This window comes from Photobacterium sp. MCCC 1A19761, assembly GCF_037389125.1.
GTDB lineage: Bacteria > Pseudomonadota > Gammaproteobacteria > Enterobacterales > Vibrionaceae > Photobacterium.
In genome coordinates this window covers 358,110-383,559 of sequence record NZ_JAZGTF010000002.1, presented here as the reverse complement: position 1 = coordinate 383,559, position 25,450 = coordinate 358,110, and the positions used below count along the sequence as shown (strand labels likewise).

At 53.8% G+C, this 25,450-nt stretch carries 21 protein-coding genes; 9 read left to right on the top strand and 12 right to left on the bottom strand.

The genetic code is table 11. The features are described from left to right. Positions 1-95: 95 nt before the first annotated feature. The 4 genes from purB to rluE form a co-directional block, all read right to left on the bottom strand. Complete coding sequence (gene purB / locus VV869_RS04385) at positions 96-1,463, bottom strand: adenylosuccinate lyase (protein WP_337733757.1); 1,368 nt, start codon at positions 1,461-1,463, stop codon at positions 96-98. A gap of 120 nt (positions 1,464-1,583) precedes the next feature. Further along, entirely contained in the window at positions 1,584-2,201 is a 618-nt protein-coding gene (gene hflD, locus VV869_RS04380; protein WP_337733756.1) for a high frequency lysogenization protein HflD, read from the bottom strand. A 24-nt stretch (positions 2,202-2,225) separates the two neighbouring features. Then, positions 2,226-3,341, bottom strand: coding sequence for a tRNA 2-thiouridine(34) synthase MnmA (mnmA, locus tag VV869_RS04375; protein ID WP_337733755.1), 1,116 nt, complete (start codon positions 3,339-3,341; stop codon positions 2,226-2,228). 344 nt (positions 3,342-3,685) lie between these two features. Next, complete coding sequence (gene rluE / locus VV869_RS04370) at positions 3,686-4,330, bottom strand: 23S rRNA pseudouridine(2457) synthase RluE (RefSeq protein ID WP_337733754.1); 645 nt, start codon at positions 4,328-4,330, stop codon at positions 3,686-3,688. Positions 4,331-4,471: 141 nt separating this feature from the next. Here rluE and icd point away from each other — a divergent pair, with 141 nt between their 5' ends. After that, a complete protein-coding gene (gene icd, locus VV869_RS04365; protein ID WP_337733753.1) occupies positions 4,472-5,725 on the top strand; it encodes an NADP-dependent isocitrate dehydrogenase in 1,254 nt (417 codons plus the stop codon). A gap of 328 nt (positions 5,726-6,053) precedes the next feature. On the opposite strand, the gene cspD is transcribed toward icd, so the two are convergent. Next, entirely contained in the window at positions 6,054-6,275 is a 222-nt protein-coding gene (cspD, locus tag VV869_RS04360) for a cold shock domain-containing protein CspD (RefSeq protein WP_261600394.1), read from the bottom strand. 228 nt (positions 6,276-6,503) lie between these two features. On the opposite strand from cspD, the gene clpS reads away from it, so the two are divergent. Beyond that, positions 6,504-6,824, top strand: coding sequence for an ATP-dependent Clp protease adapter ClpS (gene clpS, locus VV869_RS04355; protein ID WP_261600393.1), 321 nt, complete (start codon positions 6,504-6,506; stop codon positions 6,822-6,824). Positions 6,825-6,869: 45 nt separating this feature from the next. After that, complete coding sequence (clpA, locus tag VV869_RS04350; RefSeq protein WP_337733752.1) at positions 6,870-9,134, top strand: ATP-dependent Clp protease ATP-binding subunit ClpA; 2,265 nt, start codon at positions 6,870-6,872, stop codon at positions 9,132-9,134. A 146-nt stretch (positions 9,135-9,280) separates the two neighbouring features. Here the strand turns inward: clpA and infA are convergent, their stop codons facing one another. The 3 genes from infA to aat form a co-directional block, all read right to left on the bottom strand. Beyond that, a complete protein-coding gene (gene infA, locus VV869_RS04345) occupies positions 9,281-9,499 on the bottom strand; it encodes a translation initiation factor IF-1 (protein ID WP_005298441.1) in 219 nt (72 codons plus the stop codon). A gap of 163 nt (positions 9,500-9,662) precedes the next feature. Continuing rightward, positions 9,663-10,361, bottom strand: coding sequence for an arginyltransferase (locus VV869_RS04340; RefSeq protein WP_337733751.1), 699 nt, complete (start codon positions 10,359-10,361; stop codon positions 9,663-9,665). Next, positions 10,345-11,070 (bottom strand): leucyl/phenylalanyl-tRNA--protein transferase, encoded by a 726-nt coding sequence (gene aat / locus VV869_RS04335; RefSeq protein WP_337733750.1) that lies wholly within the window; start codon positions 11,068-11,070, stop codon positions 10,345-10,347. Before aat ends, VV869_RS04340 begins: the two co-directional genes overlap by 17 nt. 62 nt (positions 11,071-11,132) lie before the next feature. Here aat and VV869_RS04330 point away from each other — a divergent pair, with 62 nt between their 5' ends. Further along, positions 11,133-11,603 (top strand): glycine zipper 2TM domain-containing protein, encoded by a 471-nt coding sequence (locus VV869_RS04330; protein WP_337733889.1) that lies wholly within the window; start codon positions 11,133-11,135, stop codon positions 11,601-11,603. A gap of 125 nt (positions 11,604-11,728) precedes the next feature. Here VV869_RS04330 and cydC read toward each other — a convergent pair whose 3' ends face one another. The 4 genes from cydC to ald form a co-directional block, all read right to left on the bottom strand. Continuing rightward, positions 11,729-13,450, bottom strand: coding sequence for a heme ABC transporter ATP-binding protein/permease CydC (gene cydC, locus VV869_RS04325; protein ID WP_337733749.1), 1,722 nt, complete (start codon positions 13,448-13,450; stop codon positions 11,729-11,731). After that, a complete protein-coding gene (gene cydD / locus VV869_RS04320) occupies positions 13,443-15,215 on the bottom strand; it encodes a heme ABC transporter permease/ATP-binding protein CydD (protein WP_337733748.1) in 1,773 nt (590 codons plus the stop codon). Before cydD ends, cydC begins: the two co-directional genes overlap by 8 nt. Before the next feature lie 90 nt (positions 15,216-15,305). After that, positions 15,306-16,265: a thioredoxin-disulfide reductase gene (trxB, locus tag VV869_RS04315; RefSeq protein WP_337733747.1), complete on the bottom strand. Its 960-nt coding sequence runs from the start codon at positions 16,263-16,265 to the stop codon at positions 15,306-15,308. Positions 16,266-16,394: 129 nt separating this feature from the next. Continuing rightward, positions 16,395-17,516: an alanine dehydrogenase gene (gene ald, locus VV869_RS04310; RefSeq protein ID WP_337733746.1), complete on the bottom strand. Its 1,122-nt coding sequence runs from the start codon at positions 17,514-17,516 to the stop codon at positions 16,395-16,397. A 156-nt stretch (positions 17,517-17,672) separates the two neighbouring features. Here ald and lrp point away from each other — a divergent pair, with 156 nt between their 5' ends. The 5 genes from lrp (at position 17,673) to serS (ending at position 25,445) form a co-directional block, all read left to right on the top strand. Continuing rightward, positions 17,673-18,167, top strand: coding sequence for a leucine-responsive transcriptional regulator Lrp (gene lrp / locus VV869_RS04305; protein ID WP_036832575.1), 495 nt, complete (start codon positions 17,673-17,675; stop codon positions 18,165-18,167). Between the two features lie 383 nt (positions 18,168-18,550). Further along, positions 18,551-21,850 (top strand): DNA translocase FtsK 4TM domain-containing protein, encoded by a 3,300-nt coding sequence (locus VV869_RS04300; protein ID WP_337733745.1) that lies wholly within the window; start codon positions 18,551-18,553, stop codon positions 21,848-21,850. 135 nt (positions 21,851-21,985) lie between these two features. Then, positions 21,986-22,603, top strand: coding sequence for an outer membrane lipoprotein chaperone LolA (lolA, locus tag VV869_RS04295; RefSeq protein WP_337733744.1), 618 nt, complete (start codon positions 21,986-21,988; stop codon positions 22,601-22,603). 80 nt (positions 22,604-22,683) lie between these two features. Further along, positions 22,684-24,027, top strand: a complete 1,344-nt coding sequence (locus tag VV869_RS04290) for a replication-associated recombination protein A (RefSeq protein ID WP_337733743.1) — start codon at positions 22,684-22,686, stop codon at positions 24,025-24,027. Between the two features lie 125 nt (positions 24,028-24,152). Then, positions 24,153-25,445 carry a serine--tRNA ligase gene (serS, locus tag VV869_RS04285; RefSeq protein WP_337733742.1) on the top strand — a complete coding sequence of 431 codons (1,293 nt, stop codon included), beginning with the start codon at positions 24,153-24,155 and terminating at the stop codon, positions 25,443-25,445. The last annotated feature ends 5 nt before the right edge of the window (positions 25,446-25,450 follow it).

Genomic DNA, 25,450 nt, shown 5'->3' with positions numbered 1-25,450 from the left:
TGATTGATTAATAAGAAATTAAATTTGATTCGGCAAGCGGAAGAGGTATGAAAAAGGCCGGCAAATGCCGGCCTTGATGGTATGTGTGCGAATGCTTACAGCTTGTCCGTCAGCTTCACGGCGTCGCCGATGTAGTTCGCCGGCGTCATGGCTTTCAGGCGCACTTTCTCGTGCTCCGGCAGCTCCAGGCCGTCGATGAACTGGCGCATGCCTTCACCGTTAACACGCTTACCACGGGTCAGCTCTTTCAGCTTCTCGTATGGCTTCTCAATGCCGTAGCGGCGCATCACGGTCTGAACCGGCTCAGCGAGCACTTCCCAGTTCTGATCCAGCTCGGCTTCCAGAGCCGCCTGGTTCACTTCCAGCTTGCTGATCCCTTTCAGAGTTGAGGTGTACGCGATAATTGCGTAGCCACAGCCCACACCCAGGTTACGCAGTACCGTTGAGTCAGTCAGGTCGCGCTGCCAGCGAGAAACCGGCAGTTTCTGTGCCAGGTGGCTGAAGATGGCGTTGGCCAGCCCCAGGTTGCCTTCGGAGTTTTCAAAATCGATTGGGTTGACTTTGTGCGGCATGGTAGACGAGCCGATTTCGCCAGCAATGGTTTTCTGCTTGAAGTGACCCAGGGCAATGTAGCCCCAAACGTCGCGGTCGAAGTCCAGCAGAATGGTGTTGAAGCGGGCAAACGCATCAAACAGCTCGGCAATGTAGTCGTGCGGCTCAATCTGCGTGGTGAACGGGTTCCAGGTCAGACCCAGAGACGTCACAAATTCTTCGCTGAACTGGTGCCAGTTGATTTCCGGATAAGCTGACAGGTGGGCGTTGTAGTTCCCCACGGCACCGTTGATTTTACCCAGGATCTCAACCTGTGCAATTTGCTTGAACTGACGCTCCATGCGGTAGGCCACGTTGGCCATTTCTTTACCCATGGTGGAAGGCGATGCCGGTTGGCCGTGGGTACGGGACAACAGCGGGATTTCGCGGTATTCAGCAGCCAGGCCTTTGATCGCATCAATCACGTTGCGAACTTCCGGCAGCATCACGGTGTCACGGGCTTCATTGAGCATCAGTGCGTGAGACAGGTTATTGATGTCTTCTGAAGTACAGGCGAAGTGAATGAATTCATTCACCGCGTGCAGCTCAGGGACTTCTGCCACTTTTTCTTTCAGGAAGTATTCCACCGCTTTCACGTCGTGGTTGGTGGTGCGCTCAATTGTTTTAATGCGTTGCGCATCTTCTTCACTAAATTCAGCAGCAATCCGATCCAGGTATGCGTTTGCTTCGGCGCTGAATGCAGGAACTTCCACGATAGCGTCCGTGGCGGCCAGTTTTTGTAGCCAGCGGATTTCAACGATAGTGCGGTATTTCAGCAGACCAAATTCACTGAAGATGCTGCGTAGCGCACTTGTTTTACTTCCGTAGCGGCCGTCTACCGGGGAAACAGCAGTCAATGCTGACAGTTCCATGTTGCTCTCTCCTGATTAAAAGGGGTTAGTCAATATCTGTTGTCGCCGTCAGGGTTCATGTCTGAGTGGACGGCGGCTGAGTCAGGTGCCGCTGATTACCGGGCGGCACCCGGGGTGTACTTAGTTTCGGGCGAGCAATATTTTTGCCTGCTCCATCATTTGCTTGCGGCCAAAAATCAAGTGGCGGCGTTTGCCACCGACCTGGCGCCACAACACGGCACTGCGCACGGCAGCGAGCAGCAGGGCGCGAACCTTGTGCTGAACGCTCGGTTGTTGCAGGTGTGCTGGCGTACCGGTGACCTGGATGCGCGGGCCAAGCGGGCTGATAGTATCGAGGTAGATGCTCGCCAGATTACTGATCATCTGCTCTTCCATCAGCTCGAAATGATCCAGCTGGCGCTTGGCCGTCTCGATACGATCCCCGAGTTGTGCCATGCTGTCGCGACGTCCGGACAGTTTGCGCTCCAGCGCCATCACACTGACCAGGTAACGGGTCAGCTCGTTGCCGGATGGCGTACTGTCGATTTCGGCTGACAGGGTTTCCAGGCCAAGCCGCAGATTGGCTTCATTTCCGTAAATCTCAATGGTATTAGCCGGATCAGTGACCACGATACTCTTGAGGCAGGTTTCCAGTGCATCACGGTCGCACTGACCGTCGCGGGCAACGTTCTGGACAAGTTTTACGGCCTGGCAGATCCCGGCAAACGCAATGGTACGGTCATATACACTATGTGCCACGAGTGACAACTCCCTTTTATCCCTTTAGATTCTTTGCTCAATAATACCACCGCCCAGGCAAACATCGCCGCTGTAGAAGACAGCAGATTGGCCCGGTGTGACGGCAATTTGAGGCTCGTCAAAAATCACTTTGATGTTTTCATCATCAATCGGGATGATGGTACATGGAATGTCCTGCTGACGGTAACGGGTTTTTACCGTACATTGAAGCGGCTCGCGGATCGGCTGACGATCCACCCAGTGCAGCTGTGATGCGACCAGCCCTTCAGATTTCAGGCGCGGGTGATCTTTACCCTGGCCGACGATGAGCTGGTTGCGCGCGACATCTTTGTCGACCACATACCAGGCATCTTCATTGCCGTTGCCGCCTTTCTGACCGCCGATAAACAGGCCTTTGCGTTGGCCCAGGGTGTGATACATCAGGCCCTGATGCTGACCAATGACTTTCCCTTCGTCCGCGGTGACAATGTCGCCCGGTTGCGCAGGTAAGTACTTGCTTAGGAAGTCGGTAAACTTACGCTCACCGATAAAGCAGATCCCGGTGGAATCTTTCTTCTTGGCGGTGATCAGGCCTTGCTCTTCGGCAATGCGGCGCACTTCCGGCTTCTCCAGTTCACCGACAGGGAACAGGCTGCGGGCAATTTGATCATGGCTCAGGGTATACAGGAAGTAGCTCTGGTCTTTGTTGTTATCCAGGCCGCGCAGCATTTGCGGTCGTTCGCCTTCGACTGTCGGGAACGTCCGACGCGTATAGTGACCCATCGCGATGTAGTCTGCTTCCAGCACCTCGTCCGCAAATTCCAGGAAGGCTTTGAATTTAATTTCTTTGTTACAAAGAATGTCAGGGTTCGGGGTACGGCCAGCTTTGTACTCGGCGAGGAAGTACTCAAAGACATTGTCCCAGTATTCGGCTGCAAAGTTGATGGTATGCAGGGGGATACCGAGTTTGTCACATACAGCTTGGGCATCAGCAAGATCTTCCGCCGCAGAGCAGTACTCTTCCGTGTCGTCTTCTTCCCAGTTTTTCATAAACAGGCCTTCGACCTGGTAACCCTGTTGCAGCAACAGGTAAGCTGAGACAGAGGAATCAACGCCGCCGGACATGCCGACAATGACTTTTTTCTGGCTGTTATCTGACATATTTCTCTTCAGTCGTTACTAGTAATAAGAGCGTAATTCTAACAGAAAGCACCATCACGAAACAGAGCGAGAGCCATATCACACTTTAATAATTTTATCGTCTTTCGCTTCAGGCAACCAAACCGGGCCCTGGTGTCGATGATTTTCAGACTCAGGGTTTGTAAAGCTCAAATCAAAATACGCTTTTAGTGGGTTGCCGAAGGTTTAAAACCATGACGCAAACGTTTGCTTTGGCGGAATGATAAAGGATGTGCCCGGGAATGTGTAGTGTTTTTTCAGGCATCACCACAGGAGAGTGAGTGCCGGCCAACGTGCCGACACATCAAACAAGCCGGACCGATGCCTTATGAGTTTTCGGCCAGGGTGACCTCGCGCCACTCGCCCGGGGCCAGACCGTCGACGCGCCAATCAGCCATTTGATAGCGGATCAGGCGCAGGGTCGGAAAGCCGATGTGGGCGGTCATCCGGCGCACTTGGCGGTTGCGGCCCTCTTTGAGGGTAATCGCCAACCAGGTGGTCGGGATATTCTTACGCTCCCGGATCGGTGGATTTCGCTCCCAAATCTCCGGCGCGGCAATCACTTCAACCTTGGCGGGCAGGGTCGGGCCATCTTTGAGCGTCACCCCGCGGCGAAGCTGCTCCAAATCGGCCTCTTCAGGGGCGCCTTCAACCTGGACCCAGTAGATTTTGGGTTGTTTGGATTGCGGTTGGGTCAGCCTTGCCTGCAATATGCCGTCGTTGGTTAATACCAGTAATCCCTCACTGTCTTTATCCAGTCGTCCCGCCGGATAAACGTCCTTGACGGGGATGAAATCGGCCAGTGTTTTATCCCCTGGTTCTCCGCTGAACTGGGTCAAAACGTTATAAGGTTTGTTAAATAAAATGATCTTCCTCGGTCCACGCGGGCGTTTGGGTTGATTTAGTTTTCTTGATGACCGACGCTCATTCTGAACACGTTTCGGTTGACGGGAAGAGGTGTTTGGCTTCATAAATAGCGTGCTTAGTGCGGATAGTGACATTGAACTGCCTATTATACGCGAAAATGATCCCGATTGGCGTATCGACAAAATTTCAAGTATGATTTGCGCGCATCTTACAAAAAGATAACAAATGGACGCTAGGAGATTTAAATGGATAGTAAAGTAGTAGTACCAGTTGAAGGTCAAAAAATTTCTGTTGATGCAGAAGGTAAACTGGTCGTTCCTAATCACCCAGTCATCCCTTACATTGAAGGGGACGGTATTGGTGTTGATGTAAGCCCTGCAATGATCAAAGTGGTTGATGCGGCTGTCGAGAAAGCTTACGGCGGTGACCGTAAGATTGAGTGGATGGAAATCTACACCGGTGAGAAATCAACTCAGGTTTACGGTGAAGATGCCTGGCTACCGCAAGAGACCCTGGACTTTATCCGTGAATACAAAGTCGCTATCAAAGGTCCATTGACGACGCCAGTCGGTGGCGGTATCCGTTCTCTGAACGTTGCGCTCCGTCAAGAACTTGATCTGTATATCTGTGCTCGTCCGGTTCGTTACTTCGACGGCGTACCAAGCCCGTTGAAGCAGCCAGAACTGACGGACATGGTGATCTACCGTGAAAACTCGGAAGATATTTACGCTGGTGTTGAGTTCCAGGCCGGAACTGCAGAAGCTGACAAACTCATCAAATTCCTGCAAGACGAAATGGGTGCCACGAAGATCCGATTCCCACAACAGTGCGGTATCGGGATTAAGCCTGTTTCTGAAGAAGGCACCAAGCGTCTGGTTCGTGCTGCTCTGCAGTACACCATCGACAACGACCGTGACTCTCTGACACTGGTTCACAAAGGCAACATCATGAAGTTCACCGAAGGTGCCTTCAAAGACTGGGGTTATGAAATCGCGGCTGAGTTTGGTGCTGAGCTGCTGGATGGCGGCCCATGGATGACGCTGAAGAATCCGAACACCGGTAAAGAAATCATCATCAAAGACTGCATTGCAGACGCATTCCTGCAGCAAATCCTGCTGCGTCCTGCGGAGTACGATGTGATTGCCACTATGAACCTGAACGGTGACTACATCTCTGACGCCCTGGCGGCACAGGTTGGTGGTATCGGTATTGCACCGGGAGCTAACATCGGTGACGGCGTTGCGCTGTTTGAAGCCACGCACGGGACTGCGCCTAAGTATGCCGGTCAGGACAAAGTGAACCCAGGCTCACTGATCCTGTCTGCTGAAATGATGCTGCGCCACATGGGTTGGACCGAAGCGGCTGACCTAATCATCACTGCGATGGAAGGTGCAATTCGCAACAAGACCGTGACTTACGACTTCGAACGTCTGATGGACGGCGCGACCCTGCGTAAGTGTTCTGAATTTGCTGATGACATGATCGAGCAAATGAAGTAATTCACGTTGTGAATAGATATGAAGGCTCAGCCACTCCACTGGCTGGGCCTTTTTTATATCAGCTACCCGGAAGTTTCCGGCAAAATGAATTTGCAGCGATGGTGCTCACCCTTTATGGTGTAACAGATATGCACCTGTGATGTTTTGGCTTATCATTGTAGGAGCGCTGAAGCAAAGCGTGCGGATGGTCGGCAGTGAAGACCAGATTACGCGGTAGCAGACAGGATCAAGTACCTGGGTGGGCGGGGCAAAACACAGCCGTTGCAGCGGTCAAAAAAAGGTGAGCGCTGCTCACCTTAGAATTCGCTGTGAACAAGCGGGGCGGAGTTTATTTTGCCGCATCACTTTGGACAGGGACTATCTCTTTGGCATGGAAACCTTTTGGACCCGTCTCAACAGTGTAGTTGACTTGTTGGCCAGCTTTGAGAGTGCGGTATCCATCCATTTGGATAGTTGAATAGTGTGCAAAGATATCGCCTTCGCCCTCTTCCGGGCAGATGAAACCGAAACCTTTGGCGTTATTGAACCATTTAACTGTACCTGTTGCCATGCTATACATCCCTCTTTGCATTCAAGTTCCATTTTGCATCAGTATCAAGGCCAGTTTTATCATGACTTGAATACTAATGCTAATTTGATGCAGATTATATCTACTACAGGTTACACTTTAGTAAAAAGAGCTAGACAGTCAAGTGCATATTGTAACATTTTCATAAAAACTCGGTTTGTATATGAAGATGTTGTAGCAAGCACGTAAACAAATGGCTAAGATGAAACTATGAGCAAGCTATATGAATGGATTATACCTGAGTCCGACGTACAGGAAGAGGAAGCAACTCAGGTAAAACCGCCATCGATGTATAAAGTTATTCTGAACAATGATGATTACACACCGATGGATTTTGTGATAGAAGTGTTACAGAAGTTCTTCTCCATGGACCTGGAGAAAGCAACACAGTTGATGCTTACTGTGCATTATGAAGGGAAAGCAATTTGTGGAACCTTTACCGCTGAAGTCGCCGAGACGAAGGTGGCACAAGTGATGATGTATGCGAGGGAGCATGAACATCCGCTACTGTGTACGATGGAAAAAGCTTAATTTTTCCGGCACACCATTATGAGTGGTATTTAGGGGAGGTGCCTTATGCTAAACAAAGAACTTGAAGCGAGCTTGAACGGTGCATTCGCCAGGGCGCGAGAAAAGCGCCATGAATTTATGACCGTAGAGCACTTGCTGCTGGCGTTATTGGAAAATGCCGCGGCTCAAGAGGCACTGCTTGCTTGTCGTGCCGAACTCGATACGTTACGTAAAGAGTTGGACTCTTTCATTGAGCAGACCACGCCGTTGATCCCTGTCGATGATGAAAGTCGGGAGACTCAGCCAACGCTGAGTTTTCAGCGGGTGCTGCAACGTGCCGTGTTCCACGTCCAATCTTCCGGTCGCAGTGAAGTGACTGGGGCCAATGTTCTGGTCGCGATTTTCAGCGAGCAGGAATCACATGCCGCCTATCTGCTGAAGAAAAGTGATATCAGCCGTCTCGATGTGGTCAACTTTATCTCCCATGGTACCGTCAAAGACAGCGACAACGATGATCTGCACGGCTCCGATGTCGGTGGTGATGAAGCACGCGCAGAGCAAAGCAGCGAAGACAGGCTGGAAAACTTCGCAATCAACCTGAACCAACTGGCCCGTGCCGGGGGCATTGACCCACTGATTGGCCGTGATTTGGAGCTGGAACGCACCGTTCAGGTCTTGTGCCGCCGTCGTAAAAATAACCCGCTGCTGGTGGGGGAAGCCGGTGTTGGTAAAACGGCGATTGCCGAGGGACTGGCCTGGCGCATTGTGGAAGGCCAGGTACCGGACATCATCAAAGACTGTGTGATTTATTCGCTGGATATCGGCTCGTTGTTAGCCGGGACCAAATACCGGGGCGATTTTGAAAAACGCTTCAAAGGTATTTTGAAGCAGTTGGAAAAAGAAGATCACGCAATCCTGTTTATTGACGAAATTCATACCATCATCGGTGCCGGTGCGGCATCGGGTGGCCAGGTGGATGCAGCCAACCTGATCAAACCGTTGCTCAGTAGCGGGAAAATCCGCTGCATGGGGTCAACGACCTATCAGGAATACAGCAATATTTTCGACAAAGAGCGGGCCTTGTCCCGTCGCTTCCAGAAAATCGATATTATTGAGCCGTCGCTCGATGATACCACCAAGATCCTGATGGGCCTGAAACCGAAATACGAAGCGCATCACGAAGTCCGCTTTACCAATAAGGCGATTCGTGCGGCAGTCGAGTTATCGGCCAAATATATCAATGAACGTCACTTGCCGGATAAGGCCATTGATGTGATTGATGAAGCTGGTGCCCGTTGTCGTCTGGCGCCTGCCAGTAAGCGGAAGAAAACAGTCAATGTCAGTGATATTGAGGCGATGATCGCCAAAATGGCTCGTATTCCGGAAAAATCCGTGTCTTCCAGCGATCGGGATGTGTTGCAGAAACTCGACAGCAAGCTGAAGATGCTGGTGTTTGGCCAGGATCAGGCTATTGATGTGCTGACCGAAGCCATCAAGTTGAGCCGTGCCGGGCTGGGCGCGGAAAATAAACCTGTGGGATCATTCCTGTTTGCCGGTCCGACCGGGGTCGGTAAAACCGAGGTGACAGTGCAACTGGCACGTACCCTGGGGATTGAGTTGCTGCGTTTTGATATGTCCGAATACATGGAGCGTCATACGGTCAGCCGCCTGATTGGTGCGCCTCCGGGTTATGTCGGATATGATCAGGGTGGTCTGCTGACAGATGCTGTGATTAAGAATCCGCACTCGGTTGTCTTGCTGGATGAAATCGAGAAAGCTCACCCGGATGTCTTTAACCTGCTGCTGCAGGTGATGGACAACGGGACCCTGACCGATAACAACGGACGCAAGGCTGATTTCCGCAATGTGATTCTGGTCATGACCACCAATGCCGGTGTGACGGAAACGGTTCGCAAGTCAATCGGCTTGGTTCAGCAGGATAACAGCACCGACGCCATGGGTGAGATTAAGCGTGTCTTTACCCCTGAGTTCCGCAACCGTCTGGACGGTATTATCTGGTTTAATCACCTGGATAAAGTCGTCATCACGCAGGTGGTCGACAAGTTTATTGTCGAATTGCAGGCGCAATTGGATGCGCGCGGCGTGTCGATGGAGGTCTCTTCTGCTGCCCGTGAATGGCTGGCCAATAAAGGCTACGATAGATCGATGGGCGCACGTCCGATGGCCCGGGTGATTCAGGACAACCTGAAAAAACCAATGGCCAATGAGTTGCTGTTCGGCAGCTTAATCAACGGCGGCTCGGTCCGGGTCGATCTGGTCGACGATAAGCTCGATTTTCAGTTCAGCAGCGAAATGGAGCCGGCGCACTAACCGTTTTTTCTTCTCGCTAATTGCCATGAATATGCCATGAACAACAGCCGCCTGATGAGGCGGCTGTTTATTGCACGGAAATTGAACAATAAATAAAACCCGGCCTGAGCCGGGTTTTATTTGTATTCTTTAATCTTGCTATAAGATTAACGCGCGCGGAAGACGATGCGGCCTTTAGTCAGGTCGTATGGAGTCAGCTCCACAGTCACCTTATCACCAGTAAGAATACGGATGTAGTTTTTGCGCATTTTGCCAGAGATGTGCGCGGTAACGACGTGACCGTTCTCTAGTTCAACGCGAAACATAGTATTAGGTAGTGTATCAAGTACAGTACCTTGCATTTCAATTACGTCTTCTTTTGCCATTGAATCCTCTTAGGCTACCAGCCATGCTAACTGATCGGGCCGGATGATGCCTTGAAACTGTTTAAGTGTAAAGTTTAGGCCGCAATTTTACCCTTGCTTCCGGGCTTTGTCAGCTACTGTTCGGTATTTTCTCCCATAAATCGCGCATCGTTATGGCGAAGGGCTATTCCCAGTGCCCGTTGCGTAATTTTTGATACGGTTTAAACCGCACTTTATAGTTCATGGCTTTACAAGCATCAATTTGATAACCGGGATACAGCCATGCCCGGCCGGTTTGGTGGGCATACTGAATTTGGTACAGCACACACAGAGTGCCCAGAGACAGTGTGGCGTCCGGATCAAAGAAGCTGTACACCGCGCTCAGGGCGTCGTCAAACATATCGGTGACGGCGACAGCGATCAGTTGATCCTGCTCATACACGTGCAAAAAAAGGGTATCCATCCAGGCAGCTGTACAAAAATCAAAAAACTGCTCTTTATTAGCCGGGTACATGCTTCCGCCGGCATGGCGTAGCCGGATGTATTTCTCGTACAGGGTAAACCAGTCTTCATCCAGGGTCTCTTTGAACTCCCAGCGCAATTGTTTCATCTGGTTCAACTGACGTTTCTGGCTCTTGGAGGGCTGAAAGTTCCGGCAGTCAATCCGCAGGGGAGTGCATGCCTGGCACAGACGGCACATCGGCCGGTAGACGGCGCTGCCGCTGCGACGGTAGCCGGCAGCGACTAATATTCCGTAGCCTTCCGGTGTCAACCAGTGATGGTCCATCACCACGCCGAGCTGCTCTTGTGCCTCGGGCAAATAGTTACAGCCTGAGATCGGGGTCAGCCCAATGCGAAGGGATAAATTACGATAGCTGGTCATAGGTTATCTGATGTAATACCTGAGGTTGGTAACAGCCTTCTTTGAGTATGGCATCTCTTTGTGTGTATAAATGTTGCATAAATGGTGAACGCTCGAGTTCTTCCGCGCCCAGCGAGGCCAGGTGATCGTTCATCATTTGGCAGTCAACCAGCGTGCCGCCATGGGCGGTAAAATGTTCACAAAACAGCCACAAGGCAATTTTCGACGCATTGTCAGCCAGGGAGAACATCGATTCGCCGCAGAACACCGTGCCGACCTGGACGCCATACAACCCACCAATGAGCTGATCTGCCTGCCATACTTCAACTGAATGGCAGTAGCCGAGGTGATGTAATTGCTGGTAAGCCTGCATCATGTCACGGGTGATCCAGGTTTGATCCGGTCCCCGGCTGTCGGCGCACAGTCGGATCACTTCCGGACAGGCATGGTTCAGGGTGATCCGATACCCTGATTTTCGCAGAAATTTGCGCAGGCTTTTGCTGGGTTGAAACTGTGCAGGCACGAACACCGCCCGAGGCGCCGGGCTCCACCATAAAATCGGTTCACCTTCGGAGTACCAGGGAAAAATCCCCTGGCGATAGGCAGTAACCAAGCGCTCTGGTCGCAGATCACCGCCAAAGGCCAGTAAACCGTTGGGCTCATCCAGTGCAGTTTCAATGACGGGAAAATGTGTGGTTGCCGGGTCCAGCTCCGGTAGATAAATAGCCATAATACTGTTGTCGCAAGGATGCGAGACGAAATAAGAAAAAGACGTACTGGGGAAATTATATGATGAGAAAAATATTATTGTTACTGTTATTCCCCGCGATCTTGTTTTCTTCGCTGGGGAGCGCAGCACCGTATCTGCGCAACCAGGCGCGTCCGGTCGAGCAGGTGGTCTTCGGGGAGGTTGAATCCGTCCGTTACATTACTCAGCAGGAGATGCGGGCATCTGAGCGGGATGGCTGGAAGACGTTACTTGGTGGGGTGATTGGTGGCTTGGTCGGGAGCCAGTTCGGTAGCGGTGCAGGGCGGGAGGTGGCGACCGCTGTCGGTGCAGTTACCGGTGCTTCCGTGGCCCATCACAGACAGTCCCGGCAGATCATGGTGCAGAGCCAGCTGGTTGAGTTGTTGATCCAAACTGAAGACGGGCGGCTGATTGACGTGATCCAGGATGTTGATCTGCAGATGTTGTTTCAGCGTGGTGATCCAATCCGGATCTTATATTTTCACGACGGGGTTCGGGTCGATAAAATGTTCTGATTTTTTTTGGGTAGGGCGCTTGGGCTCGCGGTATCGTCGCTTTGCATCCGCGGATGAAGGTTGCGGGGATAAAAAAAGCGAAAGGCTCAGCCTTTCGCTTTTTAATGAAGGTGCGATGAACGCTGTTAAATTCGCTTACACAACTCAGCGTACCGACCACCTTGGGTCAGCAGCGTCGTATGTTGGCCACGTTCGATGATCTCCCCTTCGTCCATCAGGCAGATTTGATCCATTTGCTCCAACCCCACCAGGCGGTGGGTAATAAACAGCACGGTTTTCTCTTTGGCGTGCTCGAGCAGTAGGTTGATAATCTGCTGTTCGGTCCGGCGGTCAAGCCCTTCGGTTGGCTCATCCATCAACAAGATCGGCGCATCGTGCAGCAGGGCACGGGCAATCCCGATCCGGCGACGCTCACCACCGGAAATCTGACGACCACCGTCACCCAACCAGGTATCTAGCCCCTGGCCGTCCAGCAGGGCGCCCAGGCCAACTTGGTTCAGCACCGCTTTGAATTCATCGTCCGTGCCGTCCGGTTTGGCCAGCAGCAGGTTTTCACGCAGCGGACCATTGAATACATCAACGCGTTGGCTGACGACGGTAATGGACTCACGCAGTGCTTTTTCCTGCCAGGTCGGCAGGGTGATGCCATCAATGCTGATGCTGCCTTGCTGCGGATCCCAGTTGCGGGTCAGTAGTTGGAGCAGCGTCGATTTACCGCAACCGGTCCGTCCCAGCAGCGCCAGTTTTTCACCCTGCTTGAGTTCAAGCGAGACATTTCGCAGCACCGGCTGATCGCTGCCGTAATAGGTGTAACTGACGTTGTCGAGACGGATATCACCCCGGGCACGCTCTGAATGACCGTTAGGATCAAACGGCGTGTCCGGCTCAGCCTGGATAATTTCATTCAGGCGTCGGGCGGAGGTCAGGGTCTGGCCGAGATACTGGAAGGCACCAGCGACAGGCATCATGATCTCGACACTGGCCATGGTGGCAAAGGCAACCATGGCAATGAACGGATCAGGCGTGTTGCCCCCGACACCATCCGCCGCCAGCCAGAGGATCAGGACCAGCGCCCAGCCGGTCGCCGCAATGAGCACCGCATTGGCGAGGCCGGTCAGACTGGCCATCTTCCGTTGTGCCAGCAGCAGCTCATCTTGTTGAGCCAGTGCCGCCTGGCGATAACGCGATTCAGCATTGAACAGCAGCAACTCGGCATGGCCCTGGATCCAGTCCAGCAGCTTGATGCGGTAGTTGGCTTTGGCATACGTCAGAGACTCACCATTGCTTTTACCCAGGCGGTAGAACACAACCGGTAAGGTGAACATCAGGACCAGCAGGATCGTCCCCAGGGTCAGGCCGATCGTCAGATCAAACCAGGCCAGAAATCCGGTGATCGCAACGAGGCCGATCACCCCGATAACCAGCGGGCTGACCAGCCGCAGGTAGACGTGATCCATCGCATCGACGTCTGCCACCAGACGGTTGAGCAGATCGGCATCGCGCAGGTTGGCCTGGCGCCCCGGGATCAGCGGAGCCAGTTTGCGGAAGAAAAACAGCCGCAAATCGGCCAGCAGCTTAAACGTGGCGTTGTGGCTGACGACCCGCTCACCCCAACGACCCGCCGTCCGGGCCATCGAGAAGCCGCGTACCCCGGCACCCGGCAGCATGTAGTTGAACGTTTCCCGGGCAATGGTCAGGCCGGCCACGGCAGAAGCCGCAATGAACCAGCCGGACAGGGTCAGCAGGCTGAGTGCCGACAACAGGGTACCCAACCCGAGCAGCATGCCCAGGGTCAGGCCGAACCAGTGCTTGCGATAAAGTTTCAGGTAAGGGATTAAATCACGCATCGAGATCCCTCTTATCCGTGTGAGCCAGCATATCGGCCAGCAGGCCGTGATGGCGAATTTCATCAAAAGGACCGTTCTGAACCAGCTGACCGTTTTCCATCACCAGAACGCGGTCCATGGCCGTCAGTTGATCCAGGCGGTGGCTGACCATTAGCGTCGTTTGACCTTTGACGGCGACCGACAGGCTTTCCAGCACCAGATGTTCACTATTGGCATCCAGGCTGGCCGTCGGCTCATCCAACAGCCAGAAGGCACCGTTTTGCAACATGGCACGCGCCACGGCAATCCGTTGGGCCTGACCGACGGACAACCCGCCGGCACGATCACCGACCTGATGCTGATAGCCCTTTTCAAGACGGCGGATAAACTCATCCGCATAGGCTTGCTGCGCCACTTGGGTGACATGCTCATCGGTGGCGAGCGGATTGCCCAAGGTGATGTTATCCCGCACGGTGCCATGCACCAGGAGCGGGTTTTGGCCAACCCAGCTGATGGTCTGGCGCCACTCACTGTGATCCAGTTGGTTCAGCTCAATGCCGTTAATCATCAGGCTGCCGCGGTACGGCAGAAAGCCTAGTAGCGCATTGAGCAAACTGGTTTTCCCGGCACCGCTCGGGCCGACCAGGGCCACCTGCTCACGTGGATTGATGTCAAAGCTGAGTGGGCCAGCCAGGACCTGGCCTTGCGGGCTGAGCACTTCCAAATCGCGCGCGCTGATCCGAATGGTTTCCGGCGACGGCAACTCGGTATCGCCCTTGCTCATCTCATCGGCCTCGGCGTTCAGAAATTCGACAATGGACTCGGCAGCCCCAATCGCGGAAGCTTTGGCATGGTAGAACGTGCCCAGATCGCGCAGCGGCTGATAGAACTCAGGCGCCAGTACCAGCACAAACAGGCCGGTGAACAGGGTCAATGGTACGCCGTAATGGCCGAAGTTCAGTTCGCCGATGAAGGCAAAGCCAAAGTAGACCGCCACCAGGGCGACGGAAATTGCAGAGAAGAACTCCAGCACGGCAGAAGACAGGAAAGCCAGACGCAACACTTCCATGGTGCGTTTACGCAGTACATGGGACGCTGCATGCAGATTCTCGGCTTCGGCTTCCGTGCGATTGAACAGGCGCAGAGTCGACAGCCCTTGCAGGCGATCATAGAAGTGCCCGGACAGACGTTGCAGCGCCTTGAAGTTACGCCGGTTGGCATCGGCCGCACCCAGACCGACCAGCGCCATGAAGATCGGTACCAGCGGGGCGGTGATCAGGAAGATCAGCCCGGCGGCCCAGTTGAGCGGGAAGACGGCAACCAGAATGATCAGCGGCACCAGCACGGCAATGGACATTTGCGGAATATAGCGGGAGAAGAAATCCTGCATTTCCTCGACCTGCTCCAGCACCAGACTGGCCCAGGCACCGGCGGGTTTGCCCTTGATATAGGCGGGTCCCAGTTTATGCAGGCGATTCAGGATCAACTGACGGATATGAAGCCGGATTTGCTCCCCGCAGCGATAGCCGAATATTTCGCGACCCCAGCTACAGGCCGCCCGAAGGCCGACGATGATAATCAGGCTGATAAAGTGGCCGACCAGCTCGGCTTTGTCGGTATGCTCAATGATCAGCTGGTGAAGAATATGAGCCAGGAGCGCAGCCTGACCGACTAACAGCAATCCCGAAAGAAACCCGAGCCCGACGCTGAGCATCAGCCAGCGCTTGGCGAGTTTGCTTTGTGACTTTAACCATTTGGTTAAGTCGCGTTGTTTTTGTTTATCCATAAGACATCTTGAGCTGCAAGTTGCAAAGCGCAGAAATGAAGAAGGCGAAAAGCGACCGCTGCCAGAAGGCAGCGGTCGGACAATCAGTGATTATTGTTCTTCGAGTGCGTCGAGGTAACGTTCTGCATCCAGCGCGGCCATACAACCCGTGCCGGCAGATGTGATTGCCTGACGGTAGGTATGATCCATCACGTCACCGGCGGCGAAGATCCCTGCAACGCTGGTTTGCGTTGCATTGCCTTCCGTGCCGGACTGAACTTTGATGTAACCGTTAGCCATCTCCAGCTGACCTTCGAAGATCCCGGTGTTCGGCTGGTGGCCGATGGCGATGAAGACACCCATCACTTCCAGGGTTTCGGTCGCGTCAGACTGGGTATCTTTGATGCGTACAGACGTCACGCCCATGTCATCCCCAAGCACTTCATCCAGCACACGGTCGGTGTGAAGAATGATGTTGCCGTTTTCGACTTTATCCATCAAACGCTTGATCAGAATTTTCTCTGAGCGGAATGAATCACGGCGGTGGATCAGGTGGACTTCAGAAGCAATGTTCGACAGGTACAGGGCTTCTTCAACCGCGGTGTTACCGCCGCCGACAACCGCAACTTTCTGGTTGCGGTAGAAGAATCCGTCACAGGTCGCACAGGCCGAGACGCCGCGACCTTTAAAGTTCTCTTCGGATTCCATGCCCAGGTACTTGGCAGAGGCACCGGTGGCAATGATCAGGGCGTCACAGGTGTATTCACCGCTGTCACCTTTGAGGCGGAACGGACGCTGGCTGAAGTCGGTTTCGTTAATGTGGTCGAAAATAATTTTGGTGTCGAATTTTTCGGCGTGGGCTTTCATTCGCTCCATCAGCGCCGGGCCAGTCAGGCCTTCTGCATCACCTGGCCAGTTTTCGACTTCGGTTGTGGTTGTCAGCTGACCGCCTTGCTGCATTCCGGTCACCATCACCGGGTTTAGATTCGCGCGGGCAGCATAAACAGCGGCGGTGTAGCCGGCAGGACCAGAACCAAGGATGAGCAGTTTACAATGTCTTACGTTACTCATTACTTCTCCAGGCTGAATGAGAATTTCGTCATATAGAGGACTGATTGTAGGTAAATTGAAGACGTAAAGAAAGAGTTCGGTGATCAGGCAGGCTCCCCGGCCGGGGCCGGGAAGGAAAGGCTGCAGGAATTAATGCATACTAATGGCAACTTCAGGGTCGGTATAATGCAGGTTGAAGGCCTCGGCGACTTCTTTACAGGTGATTTTGCCGTAGATGACATTCAGCCCGGCCAGAAACCCCGGATCGGCCAACAAGGCTTTTTTATACCCTTGCCCGGCCAGCTTGATGACATAGGGTAGGGTGGCATTGTTCAAGGCGAAGGCAGATGTGCGGGCAACGGCACCGGGCATATTGGCGACGCAATAGTGCACCACATCGTCAACGATATACGTCGGCTTGGTATGGGTGGTTGGCTTGGAGGTTTCGAAGCAACCGCCCTGATCGATCGCCACATCGACTAATGCTGATCCCGGTTTCATCTGCTTCACATGCGCCGCGGTGATGAGTTTCGGGGCCGCAGCACCCGGGATCAAAACCGCACCGATAATAATGTCGGCTTCCGGAACCAGGCGATCAATGATCTCGTTGGTTGAATACACCACTTTGGCTTTGCCCTGAAACTCGACATCCAACGCGCGTAAGGTTTCGAGGCTGCGATCGAGAATGGTGACATCCGCCCGCATCCCCACCGCCATTCGTGCGGCGTTTGAACCGACCACGCCGCCGCCGAGAATGATGACTTTCGCCGGTTCGACGCCGGGCACGCCACTCAATAGCAGCCCGCGGCCGCCATTCGAATTCTCCAATGCCTGGGCGCCGGCCTGGATCGACATACGGCCGGCGACTTCTGACATCGGTGCCAGCAAGGGTAAGCGGCCATGGGCGTCGGTGACGGTTTCATAGGCAATACAGACGGCTTTGCTGTCAATCAGGTCTTTAGTTTGTGGTAAATCTGGGGCAAGATGCAGATAAGTGAATAAAATCTGGCCTTCTCGGAGCATGGCTCGTTCTTCTGCCTGGGGCTCTTTTACTTTAACAATCATCTCTGATCTGGTAAAAACTTCTTTAGCAGTCGAAATAATTGTTGCGCCAGCAGTTTGATAATCTGAATCCGAGAGCCCGATCCCGATCCCGGCTTGGGCCTCAACCAGAACCTGATGGCCTAATGAAACGAGTTCACGAACGCTGCTGGTGACAAGTCCAACGCGGTATTCGTGATTTTTGATTTCTTTGGGAACACCAATGATCATCCTGCATCTCCTTGGCTTGATAGAATGAACAGCTATTGACAAGGTTATAATTGCGGATCTATTGGCAGTATAGTTTGACTATCAGAGGATTGGATTCTAAATATTAGAAAGTTGTAGTATATTTTTTTGCAAGGAAGTAAGAAGGTGGAATAAAAAATGGTAGATACCAAGAAGAAACCATCCAAGGAATTGGATAGAATTGACCGTAACATATTGAATGAACTGCAAAAAGACGGTCGTATTTCAAACGTTGAGCTGTCAAAGCGGGTAGGCCTGTCGCCGACGCCGTGTCTTGAGCGGGTGCGTCGTCTGGAGCGTCAGGGCTATATCAGTGGCTATACAGCGCTTCTGAATCCGCAGTACCTGGATGCATCACTGCTGGTGTTTGTTGAAATCACGTTGAACCGCGGCGCGCCGGATGTGTTTGAGCAATTTAACAAGTCCGTTCAGGAACTGGAAGATATTCAGGAATGTCATCTGGTTTCCGGCGACTTTGACTACTTGCTGAAAACACGGGTATCGGACATGTCGGCCTACCGTAAGCTGCTGGGTGAAACCCTGCTGCGTTTACCGGGCGTGAATGACACCCGTACCTATGTGGTGATGGAAGAAGTGAAACAGACCAACAACCTGGTGATCAAAACGCGTTAATTCGGCGGTTGCCGTGAAACGTGGATCGCACTGTCAAGCGGCTTTTGCCGCTTGACTTGTTTTTGGCCCTGCAAGTCAAGCGCCGTCCGCTCAAAATTCATTCGCTTATCATGTCAAATTAACACTGCGATGAATATTTCTCGAACCAACACCGTTACAATAGTCCCACGCCCATGGCGAGAGATTCGCCAGATAGTGCTTTGCTCCCAGTTTTGCCTGATGTGTCAAAAAAGTGCGGCAAGTAGTATAAGATAAGGCAAGAATTTCAACCTATCCCAAACAGCAGCGGTTTCTACGGGGCAATCCTGATGAGGAGCATAACCCGATGGATGACAACGGCTGCTGTGATTGCAAAGAAACTAAGCGTTACTCCGGAGTGTTTTTTGAGGAAAGTAAAAGGCAAACAGCCTAGAGTCCGTCTTTCGGGCGGCCAGCGTCTGTTGGAAAGCTTCCTGATTATCGGCATTCTCGCCGCGATATTTATCATGGTTGCCCTGGTCAGTTTCGACCCTGCCGACCCATCCTGGTCCCAAACGGCCTGGGAAGGGCCGGTGCAGAATAAGGCCGGTGCCCTTGGGGCCCTGGTCGCCGATACCTTTCTGTTTACCCTGGGATCGCTGGCCTATCCGCTGCCCCTGGCCATTATCCTCGGTGCCTGGGTGCTGTTTCGCCGCCGTGGTGAGCGAGATGGCATTGATTTTATGATCTACGGGACCCGGTTGTTGGGCCTGTTGCTGCTGTTCCTGACCAGTTGCGGCCTTGCCGACCTGAACTTTGATGATATCTGGTATTTCTCTTCCGGCGGTGTGGTCGGGGATGTCGTCGCCAACATGGCGTTGCCGCTGTTCAATCTGCTGGGTGCAACGCTGGTACTGATGTTCTTCTGGGCGGTGGGTTTTACGCTGTTCTCCGGCATTTCCTGGCTGACGATTGTGGATACATTGGGGGAGACGACGCTTGGTTCTCTGGCTTGGCTGCTAAACAAAGTCCGTTCGGACAAGTCGGAAAATCTGACCCCGTTTGCTGCTGACATTCCTGAGGAGCAACAAACCGCCTATGCGCAGCAATTAAATCCATCCGCGGCAGCAGAGACGCCGGATGCAGATGATGTGTTGCTGGCTTCCAGCAGTACTCCGAAAGTCATGACGACCACGGTGCCGCGTTCTTTGGCACAATCGGAGCCGTTGCAGACAGAAACGGACTGGCAACCAGAAGAGACTGAACTGAAGATCGTGATGCCGGAGCGGGTAAAAGCCGCGCCGGTTGCCCCTGCTGTCTCAGTCCCTCCGGCTGCAACGACGGCAGCGGCACCTTCGCCGACAACCCACCACGCGGCGTCAACCCATCATGCGGAGATGACCGCGACGCGTCCGGTTCGCGGCATGACGATTGCCGAGCTTGAGCGCGAGTTGGATCGGGATGAGAATTTCTCGGTTCATCAAGGCGACGAGATGGCGTTTTCAGCGGCTCCGGAGCTGGAGGTTGCCTCGGGCTCGGCCTCAGAAAATCATGCCGGGATGAATGCAACTGCCTCGGATGTGATGGTTTCAGAGGTTGTCGCTCCAGATGCTGTCACCCAAGAAGCTGTTGTTCAAGGCGCTGTTGTTCAAGGAACTGTCGTTTCAGAAGCAGTAGCTCCGGAGACAGCCGTGCAGGAAGACATCTCACCGGTCAGAACAGTGTATATTGAGCCGTCTATCGGGGATCTGTCCCAGTGGCAGGCCGCAGATCAGGACGCTGAAACCGAGCGAACCCCGGGCGCAGAATCGGGGTACGTCGAAGACGTGCCCTGGGCCGAGGAGGCGTTAACGCCGGTCCGCCCGCAACATACGGCAATGGATGTTGAAATCGTAGTTGACCCTGTGTTCGAGCCAGCTTCTACATCAGATATGGATCTGAACCCGGCCCGACCGGACTATTCATCCGCTGTTCAGATGGCATCCGTAAGCTCAGAGTCAGCAGCTCCCGAAACCGTATTTGACGGCGGCGCGATTGAAATCGGGGTTCATGACGGTATGTCCGAGCTGGAGCGGGCCGAGCAGGGCCTGGCGGACGCAGATGACAGCGAATTGAGTGACGAAGAGGCGTTTTTGCAGAAAATCCGCGAGGCGCAGAAAGCACAGGCGCACGCTGCCGGTCTGGACAACCCGTTCCTGATGAAAAAGGGAGCAGATTTACCGGTGCCGACTTCCCCGATGCCAACGTTGGATCTGCTGGCACCGGCCCGGCAAACCGTGGAGCCGGCCAGCGAGGAGGAGCTCAAGCAAACCGCCATGCTGGTGGAAGCCAAACTGGCGGATTATAAGATTAAAGCCAAGGTCGTTGGCGTGTACCCGGGGCCGGTGATCACCCGGTTTGAGTTGGATTTGGCTCCCGGGGTGAAAGTCAGCCGGATTTCCGGTCTGGCCAAAGACCTGGCCCGTGCACTGTCGGCCTCAGCGGTACGGGTGGTAGAAGTGATCCCGGGCAAACCGTATATCGGTCTGGAACTGCCGAATGTAAGCCGCGAGACCGTTTACATGTCTGAAGTGGTCGGCAGCGAGCGGTTCCAGAAAATGAAAGGGGCGCTGCCGATCGTGCTGGGCTACGACATTGCCGGGGAGGCGATCGTCGCCGATCTGAGCAAAACGCCGCACTTGCTGGTGGCCGGTACCACCGGTTCGGGTAAGTCAGTCGGGGTCAACGTCATGATTGTGAGTCTGCTGTACAAGTGTAAGCCGGAAGATTGTCGTTTCATCATGATCGACCCGAAAATGCTTGAGCTGTCGATTTATGAAGGGATCCCGCACCTGTTGACAGAAGTGGTCACCGATATGAAAGATGCAGGCAACGCCCTGCGCTGGTGTGTGGGTGAGATGGAGCGCCGCTATAAACTGATGGCGGCTTGCGGCGTGCGTAACCTGGCGGGCTTTAACGCCAAGCTGAAAGAAGCGGCTGAGGCCGGTCACCCGATCCACGATCCGTTGTGGAAGCCGGGCGACAGCATGGATGAGTTTCCGCCGCTGCTGGAGAAGATGCCGAGCATCGTGGTGGTGGTGGATGAATTTGCCGACCTGATGATGGTGGTGGGTAAGAAAGTTGAGGAGCTGATTGCCCGTCTGGCGCAAAAAGCGCGGGCAGCCGGGATCCACCTGGTGCTGGCCACGCAGCGTCCGTCCGTGGATGTGATCACTGGCCTGATCAAGGCGAATATTCCGAGCCGGATGGCCTTCACGGTATCGACCAAAACCGACTCGCGAACCATTCTGGATCAGGGCGGGGCAGAATCCCTGCTGGGGATGGGCGACATGCTGTATTTGCCGGCGGGTCAGAACCATCCGATCCGGGTTCACGGAGCGTTTGCATCTGATGACGACGTTCACAATGTGGTGAATGACTGGAAAGCCCGCGGTAAGCCGCAATATATTGAGGGTATTCTCGAAGAGGATCAGGGTGCGGAAGGACTGCTGCCGGGTGAAGCGCCGGTTGCCGGGGATGATGAACTGGATCAGTTGTTCGATCAGGTCGCAGCCTTTGTTGCAGAATCGCGCCGCGGCTCGGTTTCCGGGGTCCAACGCCGGTTTAAAATTGGTTATAACCGTGCGGCCCGTATTGTTGAGCAGCTGGAAGCGCATGGCATTGTCAGCCCGCCGGGCCATAACGGTAACCGGGAGGTGCTGGCACCGCCGCCACCACGCGACTAACGGTCAGGTGGTTGGGGCTGAATTGTTTGTCGGTTGAACTTGTTGTCGATTGCAACTGTTGTGAGTTGCAACACCGCAGCCGACGGATATGATTGGGGAAGCGTAACGCTCCCGAAAACACTTAGGTGAATAAGAATGATTAAAAAATTTGTGATGCGTTTGCTGGTTGCAGCGCCATTTTTACTTGTGACAACGGCCTGGGCGAACCCGCAGCAGGAATTAAGTACCCGCTTGGGCAAGGTCAACGCATTCAGTGCGGACTTTCAGCAGAAAGTGGTAAGCCCGGAAGGCGATTTGCTGGTGGAAGGGGAAGGGGACGTAGCGATCACCCGTCCGAACTTGTTTCGCTGGAATACCGAGCTGCCGGATGAGAATATTCTGATTTCCGACGGCAAAACGCTGTGGTACTACAGCCCGTTTATCGAGCAGGTGACGGCCATGTGGCTGAACGATGCCACCGAGCAAACGCCGTTCGTGCTGCTAACCCGTAACAGTGCTGCGGACTGGGCCAAATATCATGTGGTTCAGACTGCGGATACGTTTACCCTGACGCCGAAAGATCCGACGTCGTCGATGGGGAAATTTATTGTCACCGTGGCGAAAAATGGCCAGGTCCGCAGTTTCTCTGTGGTGGAGCAGGACGGTCAACGCAGTAATTTCACGTTCAGCCGCTTCAGTACCCGTCAGCCGTCGCGGGATCTGTTCACCTTTACCCCACCGACAGGGGTGGAGCTGGATGACCAGCGAAACTAAGCTCAACCAAGAGACAGACATTGTTTGACTATTTAGGTGGCATTTCGATGCCGCCTAATTTCGTTTAAGGAGTGGCGATTTTGAATAATTTCAGCCTGGATTTTTCCTCAGATTTTCGCCCGTTGGCGGCCCGGATGCGGCCCAGAACGGTCGAAGAGTACATCGGCCAGCGCCACATCCTGGGGGAAGGAAAGCCGCTCAGACGCGCGCTGGAAGCCGGTCATTTGCATTCGATGATCCTCTGGGGCCCACCGGGAACCGGAAAAACGACGCTGGCGGAAGTGGCGGCACATTATGCCAATGCCGAAGTGGAGCGGGTTTCTGCCGTTACCTCCGGGGTGAAAGAGATCCGGGCGGCGATTGAGAAAGCCCGTGAAAACAAAATGGCCGGGCGGCGGACCATCCTGTTCGTGGATGAGGTCCATCGCTTCAATAAGAGCCAGCAGGATGCTTTCCTGCCGCATATCGAAGACGGCACGGTGACCTTTATCGGGGCAACCACGGAAAACCCGTCGTTTGAGCTCAATAATGCGTTGTTATCCCGGGCCCGGGTGTACAAGCTGAAATCCCTGGAGCAGGACGAAGTGCTGGCTGTGATCGAGCAGGCGCTGGCGGATACTGAGCGTGGTATCGGTGATGCCGAGAAGCTGGTGTTTGTGGATGATGTGAAGTCGCAGCTGGCGACTCTGGTCAACGGGGATGCGCGGATGTCCCTGAACTATCTTGAGCAACTGATCGACATGGCGGACGAAGACAGTGCCGGGATGAAGCACATCAGCCTGGCGTTGTTGGCGGAAGTCTCCGGTGAAAAGATCGCCCGGTTCGATAATAAGGGCGACCTTTGGTATGACATGATTTCGGCGGTTCATAAGTCGATCCGTGGCTCCAGCCCGGACGGGGCACTGTACTGGTTCGCCCGCATGCTCCAGGCGGGGTGTGATCCGCTGTATGTGGCCCGGCGTCTGCTGGCGATTGCTTCAGAAGATATCGGCAATGCCGATCCCCGGGCCATGCAGGTGGCGATTTCGGCCTGGGATTGCTTTACCCGGGTCGGGGCCTATGAAGGGGAGCGGGCCATTGCCCAGGCGATTGTGTATCTGGCCAGTGCGCCGAAAAGCAACGCCGTGTATACCGCCTTTAAGCAGGCCAAGGCGGATGCCATGAACCATCCTGACTATGAGGTTCCGGTGCATTTGCGCAATGCCCCAACCAAGCTGATGAAAGAGATGGGTTATGGCGAGGAATACCGTTACGCCCATGATGAGCCGGGGGCCTATGCGGCCGGCGAGTGTTATTTACCGCCTGAGCTGGCCGGAACGCGCTATTATCACCCGACAAATCGGGGGCTGGAGACTAAAATCGCTGAAAAGCTGGCGTATCTTGCTTCTTTAGATGCAAAAAGCGCTTTAAAGCGCTATCAATAATAAGGCTTTTTGGGTATTGTTTAAGGTCTGCGTTAGTTCCTTTAACGCATTCTGAATTAAAATGATTTAGCCACCAGGTTGGCTGAATAACGTGCACTTTAGAACATTATGAGCACAGGATTAGCATGCTAGATTCTAAATTACTTCGAACTGAGCTGGACGCAACAGCCGAAAAATTAGCGCGCCGTGGTTTTACCCTCGATGTTGAAAAACTACGTTCCCTAGAAGAACAACGTAAGTCCCTTCAGGTGACAACTGAAGAGCTTCAGGCACAGCGTAACTCCCGATCGAAGTCCATTGGTCAGGCCAAAGCGAAAGGCGATCATGAAGCTGCTGAGAAAATCCTGGCTGAAGTAGCTACGCTGGGTAACGACCTGGATGATGCCAAGAAAGCACTGGCCGACTTGCAGGAAGAAATCAAAGCCATTGCGCTGTCTGTACCAAACGTACCGGATGAGTCGGTACCGACCGGGAAAGACGAAGCTGAAAACGTTGAAATTTCACGCTGGGGTGAGCCGAAAACTTACGACTTTGACGTAAAAGATCACGTCGATCTGGGTGAAATGGGTGACGGTCTGGACTTTGCCAGCGCAGTGAAACTGTCCGGCTCACGTTTTATCGTGATGAAAGGCCAGTTTGCGCGTCTGCACCGTGCAATTGCTCAGTTTATGCTGGATCTGCACACTGAAGAGCACGGTTACACCGAAATGTATGTGCCGTATCTGGTCAACCAGGACAGCCTGTACGGTACGGGTCAGCTGCCGAAATTCGGTGAAGATCTGTTCCACACCAAGCCGGCAACGGAAGAAGGCGTGGGCATGTCGCTGATCCCGACTGCGGAAGTACCGCTGACCAACATGGTACGTGACGAGATTGTTGAAGAAGCAGACCTGCCGATCAAGATGACCGCCCACACGCCGTGTTTCCGTTCTGAAGCCGGTTCTTACGGTCGTGATACCCGTGGCCTGATCCGCATGCACCAGTTCGATAAAGTTGAACTGGTTCAGATCACCCGTCCGGAAGACTCTATGGCGGCCCTGGAAGAGCTGACCGGTCACGCGGAGAAAGTTCTGCAACTGCTGGAACTGCCTTACCGTAAAGTGATTCTGTGTACGGGCGATATGGGCTTCGGCGCAGCGAAAACTTACGATCTGGAAGTTTGGGTTCCGGCGCAAGAGACGTACCGTGAGATCTCTTCTTGCTCGAACGTGGGTGACTTCCAGGCGCGCCGCATGCAGGCACGTTTCCGCCGTAAAGGCGAGAAGAAGCCTGAGCTGGTGCATACCCTGAACGGTTCTGGTCTGGCCGTTGGTCGTACCATGGTCGCGATTCTGGAAAACTACCAGCAGGCCGATGGTCGCATCGAGATCCCGCACGTGCTGCGTAAGTACATGAATGGTGTCACGCACATCGGTTAATCACC

Coding starts and splice junctions, on each gene's coding strand:
- icd (WP_337733753.1), top strand. CDS start 4,472: ATGGATAGTAAAGTAGTAGTACCAGTTGAAGGTCAAAAAATTTCTGTT.
- serS (WP_337733742.1), top strand. CDS start 24,153: ATGCTAGATTCTAAATTACTTCGAACTGAGCTGGACGCAACAGCCGAA.
- lolA (WP_337733744.1), top strand. CDS start 21,986: ATGATTAAAAAATTTGTGATGCGTTTGCTGGTTGCAGCGCCATTTTTA.
- cydC (WP_337733749.1), bottom strand. CDS start 13,450: ATGCGTGATTTAATCCCTTACCTGAAACTTTATCGCAAGCACTGGTTC.
- cydD (WP_337733748.1), bottom strand. CDS start 15,215: ATGGATAAACAAAAACAACGCGACTTAACCAAATGGTTAAAGTCACAA.
- aat (WP_337733750.1), bottom strand. CDS start 11,070: ATGGCTATTTATCTACCGGAGCTGGACCCGGCAACCACACATTTTCCC.
- ald (WP_337733746.1), bottom strand. CDS start 17,516: ATGATCATTGGTGTTCCCAAAGAAATCAAAAATCACGAATACCGCGTT.
- VV869_RS04330 (WP_337733889.1), top strand. CDS start 11,133: ATGAGAAAAATATTATTGTTACTGTTATTCCCCGCGATCTTGTTTTCT.
- purB (WP_337733757.1), bottom strand. CDS start 1,463: ATGGAACTGTCAGCATTGACTGCTGTTTCCCCGGTAGACGGCCGCTAC.
- infA (WP_005298441.1), bottom strand. CDS start 9,499: ATGGCAAAAGAAGACGTAATTGAAATGCAAGGTACTGTACTTGATACA.
- clpS (WP_261600393.1), top strand. CDS start 6,504: ATGAGCAAGCTATATGAATGGATTATACCTGAGTCCGACGTACAGGAA.
- mnmA (WP_337733755.1), bottom strand. CDS start 3,341: ATGTCAGATAACAGCCAGAAAAAAGTCATTGTCGGCATGTCCGGCGGC.
- cspD (WP_261600394.1), bottom strand. CDS start 6,275: ATGGCAACAGGTACAGTTAAATGGTTCAATAACGCCAAAGGTTTCGGT.
- clpA (WP_337733752.1), top strand. CDS start 6,870: ATGCTAAACAAAGAACTTGAAGCGAGCTTGAACGGTGCATTCGCCAGG.
- trxB (WP_337733747.1), bottom strand. CDS start 16,265: ATGAGTAACGTAAGACATTGTAAACTGCTCATCCTTGGTTCTGGTCCT.
- VV869_RS04340 (WP_337733751.1), bottom strand. CDS start 10,361: ATGACCAGCTATCGTAATTTATCCCTTCGCATTGGGCTGACCCCGATC.
- rluE (WP_337733754.1), bottom strand. CDS start 4,330: ATGAAGCCAAACACCTCTTCCCGTCAACCGAAACGTGTTCAGAATGAG.
- lrp (WP_036832575.1), top strand. CDS start 17,673: ATGGTAGATACCAAGAAGAAACCATCCAAGGAATTGGATAGAATTGAC.